The organism is Clostridium sp. AF28-12, assembly GCF_003435225.1.
GTDB lineage: Bacteria > Bacillota > Clostridia > Lachnospirales > Lachnospiraceae > Pilosibacter > Pilosibacter fragilis.
In genome coordinates this window covers 729-5,495 of the sequence record NZ_QWGJ01000041.1, presented here as the reverse complement: position 1 = coordinate 5,495, position 4,767 = coordinate 729, and the positions used below count along the sequence as shown (strand labels likewise).

General features: G+C 38.1%; 7 protein-coding genes. All 7 read left to right on the top strand.

Annotated elements, in window-relative coordinates; genetic code table 11:
* Positions 1 to 204 precede the first annotated feature (204 nt).
* The 7 genes from DWY93_RS16355 to DWY93_RS16335 all read left to right on the top strand — a co-directional run bounded on the left by DWY93_RS16355 (position 205) and on the right by DWY93_RS16335 (position 4,748).
* Entirely contained in the window at positions 205 to 399 is a 195-nt protein-coding gene (locus tag DWY93_RS16355) for a hypothetical protein (RefSeq protein ID WP_117471369.1), read from the top strand.
* Positions 383 to 997, top strand: coding sequence for a GNAT family acetyltransferase (locus DWY93_RS16350; protein WP_117471368.1), 615 nt, complete (start codon positions 383 to 385; stop codon positions 995 to 997). Before DWY93_RS16355 ends, DWY93_RS16350 begins: the two co-directional genes overlap by 17 nt.
* A gap of 182 nt (positions 998 to 1,179) precedes the next feature.
* Positions 1,180 to 1,341 carry a hypothetical protein gene (locus tag DWY93_RS17260; protein WP_181968572.1) on the top strand — a complete coding sequence of 54 codons (162 nt, stop codon included), beginning with the start codon at positions 1,180 to 1,182 and terminating at the stop codon, positions 1,339 to 1,341.
* A gap of 117 nt (positions 1,342 to 1,458) precedes the next feature.
* Entirely contained in the window at positions 1,459 to 2,817 is a 1,359-nt protein-coding gene (locus tag DWY93_RS16345; protein ID WP_117471367.1) for a YodL domain-containing protein, read from the top strand.
* Between the two features lie 9 nt (positions 2,818 to 2,826).
* Positions 2,827 to 2,997, top strand: coding sequence for a hypothetical protein (locus DWY93_RS17255; RefSeq protein ID WP_165860058.1), 171 nt, complete (start codon positions 2,827 to 2,829; stop codon positions 2,995 to 2,997).
* A gap of 51 nt (positions 2,998 to 3,048) precedes the next feature.
* Entirely contained in the window at positions 3,049 to 3,981 is a 933-nt protein-coding gene (locus DWY93_RS16340; RefSeq protein WP_015554928.1) for a hypothetical protein, read from the top strand.
* Positions 3,981 to 4,748: a hypothetical protein gene (locus tag DWY93_RS16335; RefSeq protein WP_117471366.1), complete on the top strand. Its 768-nt coding sequence runs from the start codon at positions 3,981 to 3,983 to the stop codon at positions 4,746 to 4,748. The genes DWY93_RS16340 and DWY93_RS16335 overlap by 1 nt, the downstream gene beginning before the upstream one ends.
* The last annotated feature ends 19 nt before the right edge of the window (positions 4,749 to 4,767 follow it).

Below are 4,767 nucleotides of genomic sequence, written 5' to 3'. Positions count from 1 at the left end.
TTTTTTAGCCACAAGTGTTACAAAAAAGCTTGACCACAACAGGATGCAGTGGATAAGACAAAGGGGAAGGAGGAAGTAATATAATTTTCATAATTTTTGTGTTGCAAAGCGGATATTTCCATAATAGAATAAAGGTAGAAAAGAATGCAAATTACATTGAGTAATAGGCAGAAGAACAGCCATACTAATAAAGGAGGTGTTTATATGGCAACTTCTAGTATCACGAAGAATTTTATCATATCCGGTCAGAAGCAGGTAGAGATGTTTGTCGATGCGATAGAGAATTCTGCCAATAATCGCCCGGTGCGCACTCCAGTATCTGCGAGACAGATAAAAGGAGAAGCAGAGTTGAGAAAATTCATGGAAAAGAGGAAGAAAGCGGATGTCGGTCAGAGATAATTATACGATGATTAACATTCGTGAGTATTTAGCTTTAGGAACTGATGAAGAGGTCGGAGAGCCTGCGCTTGTCAGAATGCTCTCCGATTTTTCATGTCCAAAGAACCCGGATGTTGAATATTTTTTGAAGAAAAATGCAATAGAGTTTACCAAAAAGAATCAGTCCGTTACATATTTGGTCTTTTCCAATGATGAGGGAGAACTGATAGGCTATTTTAGTATAGCATTGAAGCCTTTGACCGTGAGAGGTGAAACAGTAAGCAACACAGTAAAAAGAAAATTACTGCGAATAAGTGAGCTGGATGAAAAATCACAGACATATACAATGTCAGCATATTTGATCGCACAGCTTGGCAAGAATTTTGCTGAAGGTCGAAACAATAGAATTACCGGAGCAGAAATGTTGGAACTGGCATGGTCGGTTATTGAAGAAATGCAGTATATGGGTGGAGGAATGGTGGTATTCCTTGAGACAAATAATGACGATAAACTGTTGAAATACTATAATAATAACAGATTTTCACAGTTTGATACCAGACAAACCACTTCAAAAGAACAGGAGTCACATGAGCTGGTGCAGTTACTAAGACTGCTTTAATAGTGTAAGGTGCTTGTCTCTTCAAAAAAAGAGAGATTTTGTAAACACGAATTATGATGACATAAAACAGGTATTCTGCATTTGAAGCTGTTGAATATCGTTTAGTTGGAATTACGAATGATATTCCAGAACATGAGTATAATATCCCAATCAGCAGTGAATTTAGAGAGGATGTGAGCGTTATGTGTAATCTGAGTCAGGGAATTGTAGATGATACAAAGGTTGAGATCATTAAAAATATGTATGAAAATAAGTTTTCTTTAGAGCAAATTTCGCTTGCAACGAAAAAAAGCATTGCAGAGATTGAAAAAATTATTAAAGAAAATAAATCGGTATTGGTATAAGTAACAAGTAAATACCAAAGAAACAAGCAGTAGATCAGTAAATGATTTGCTGCTTTTTCTTTTATCAAGGCAGTCCATTGTGGGCTGCCTTTTATCATGCAAAAATGGAGGTAATCTATGACAGATAATCAGACAGAAAAACAAAAAGTACAGGAAATTACAGACAAGGATGTGGAGCTTACTATGATGGATGCGCAGAAAGGGATTGATGCATTGCAGGATTCGGAGACAGAAATCAATAAATCACAGAAACAGCAAGAAGCTTCTGATGCACGAAAGGCTGCACAGTTACTCCATGGAAGTATGGATAAATATGGCATTTACCAGTTAAAGAATAATCCTGAACTGGATAAGTTCCGCTTTGAAGGAACGGAAAGTCTGAAACGTATGGGAATCACCAAGTATAATTTGGATACCATAGTGCCGGAGAATTATGAACAGGTGTATATGGGGGAATTGTCTGAATTCCGGGGAAGGACGCAGGGGGAAACACTGGAAGCCATCTATACGAAGTTCAATATTGACCACCCGGCAGACTACAAGGCACATTCTCTTTCTGTCAGTGACATTGTGGTACTGCATGAAAACAGAGAAAACAGCGCACATTTTGTGGATACGTTCGGATTTACCGGTCTGCCACAATTTCTGCATGAACTGGAAGAGAAAGCAGAAGATCTTACGGTCACATTTACTGTGGCAGAGTGTGGAGAATTTCATGGCATCGGAGCATATTATAAGGATATTCCAACCATTGAAGATGCTATCCGGATTTACCGGAAAATGGATCCGGCACGGTTAAATGGAGTTCCGGCAATCGGAGTGAATCTTCATGTAGAGGGAACCGACTGCCTGGAGGATGACCAGGTGGATCTTCTTACCGGAAAGACGAGTGATGTAGATTTTCTCAACTATATGCCGGATGTGAGAGATCATCCGAGCGTGCAGGACGCTATTAAAAAGCTGGTAGAAGCATTCCCGGAGAAAGAGGTCAATGACCGGGAAACGAAAGAGCAGAAAATACAGGCACTTGCGGGAGAACTTGACCGGTTATCCTATGACATGGATCCTTATGAGTATAGCGATACGGTATCGGATCAGGAAGCGCAGGTGCAAAGGATCGCAGAAGATATACGCAATGGAAACATCGGACATTTTCAGAATTTTTTGCAGACTTCCATAGAAGAAGGCACCGATGAGAACAGTGAGCAGAGAGCCAAAGAGCTGCTTGTAAAACTGGCAGAGTACAAGCCGCTTGCTAAGATCGAGGAAATGGAAGAGCAGAATTATAACATGATTGACAATGTGCTTAACAATGGTGTGGAAAAATTTAATCGTAAAGAAGATAAGCAGAAGCTGCAGCAGGGTCGCATATCGTTGAAAGAGCGTCTTTGCACAAAGCAATGTGAAGTTTCGGAAAAACAAGTCAGAGATCCGCAGGATCAGAATAAAGTTAAAAAGAATAGCAGGGAGATGTAGACAATTAGTTTGGTTACTTATGTAGGTCAGAATATCTCTGTTACCGAAACTTCCACATCATTCTATAACGAAAGACAGAAAGTTCAGGTAAGCCTTTCAAAGGCAGACATTATTGAACCAGTATCCGGTCACGGAAAAAGGAAATATAAATTCAAAATAACTCAAAAACTTGACTTTTAACATTGGATAAGTTAAAATAAAACAAATTAAGTTAAAAGGAGAATGAGAAATATGCTTACAAGCGTATTCGGGATTTCTATAAAATATGAAGCATGGAATCATCAGGATTCTTTGCCTGTTTATATTGCAGGGAGTTATGATTTTCATACAGCATATATTGGAAACAGACGCTGTATAATGCTTGCTCCAACAGAAGAACTTGCCACACTTCCGGCATTGAAAAAACAAATTGTAAAAATACAGCAGATTGATAATGTGCCAGTCGTATTTGAACTTACAACGGTATCAAATTATCGAAGAAAAAGCCTTATAGAAAATAATATACCATTTATTACTGATAAGCAGGTCTTTCTTCCTTTCATTGGGACAATGCTTTCTGATGAAAAAGAACCCCAAAAGCTGACGAGTAAGTTTGTTTACTCCACGCAGCAGTTGTTTTTATTTTATCTGTACAGTAAGAAAAAACGATTGTATACTTCAGAAGCCGGAAAAGTGCTTCCGTTTACAGCAATGACCTTGACCAGAGCAGTGAAGCAGTTGGAAACGACAGATTTGTTTCTTGTAGCAAAAGACGGTGTCAATAAGTTTATTGAGTCAAAATATAAGCGAGATGAATTATTTGAAAAAGCAAAAGTATATTTGACGACTCCTGTTCGAAAAACAGGATATATAGATAAGACGCAAGTTACAGAAAATATGGTCTTTGCAGGGGAAACAGCACTTTCTAAAAAAACAATGCTAAATCCAAGCCGAGTTGTTACCTATGCAATTAGTGAGAAAGATTATGATAAAGCCTTGCTGACTGATGAATTGATAGACCCGGATAAACAGGTCAGCCTTGAATTATGGGCATACAACCCAAAACAATTTTCAGAGGATAACAGTGCTGATGATATTTCACTTGTTTTATCTTTTACAAATACAAATGATGAAAGAATTGAAGAAGCAGTAGATGAATTGCAGGAAAGAAGGTTGCATGAGTAATGGTCAGTGGATTTACAAAATTTAAGGAAAGATTTCAAGGTTTTGAAAATCAATATGTCATCATCGGTGGGACGGCGTGTGATTTGATTATGGAAAATGAAGAATTACCATTTCGTGCTACAAAAGATGTAGATATTGTATTGATTGTTGAATCCATAACAGCGGAGTTTGGCAGGCAGTTTTGGGAGTATGTCAAAGAAGCAGGATATGAGCATTTGAATAAAAGCACTGGAAATGCACAGTTTTATCGTTTCACATCTCCGAAAAGTAAAGAATATCCATATATGATAGAAATATTTTCCAGAAATCCGGATTTTATTATATTGGAAGATGATGCAGTTCTCACTCCGCTTCCGATAGATGATGAAATATCCAGTTTGTCGGCAATCCTTTTAAATGAAGCATATTATGAATTGTTAAAAACCGGACAAATGATGGTTGATGGCATTCCGGTATTAAGTCCGACTTGCCTGATTCCATTTAAGACGAAAGCATGGCTGGATTTAAAGGAACGCAAGTTGAATGGAGAGCAGGTCGATAGCAAAAACATAAAGAAACATAAAAACGATGTGTTCCGATTAGCACAGTTAATCGCAGCCAATACAAGGCAAGTCCTCAGTCCGGAAATAGCAGAGGATATGAAAAAGTTCTTATCTGAAATAGCTGATGAAACAGTGGATTTAAAGTCCTTGGGTATAAGGGGAACAGATAAGAAGAAAATGACAGAAATGCTATACCAGTGTTATGGGTTGAAGGATAATACATAGTAAGGAGTGGATTGCCGGA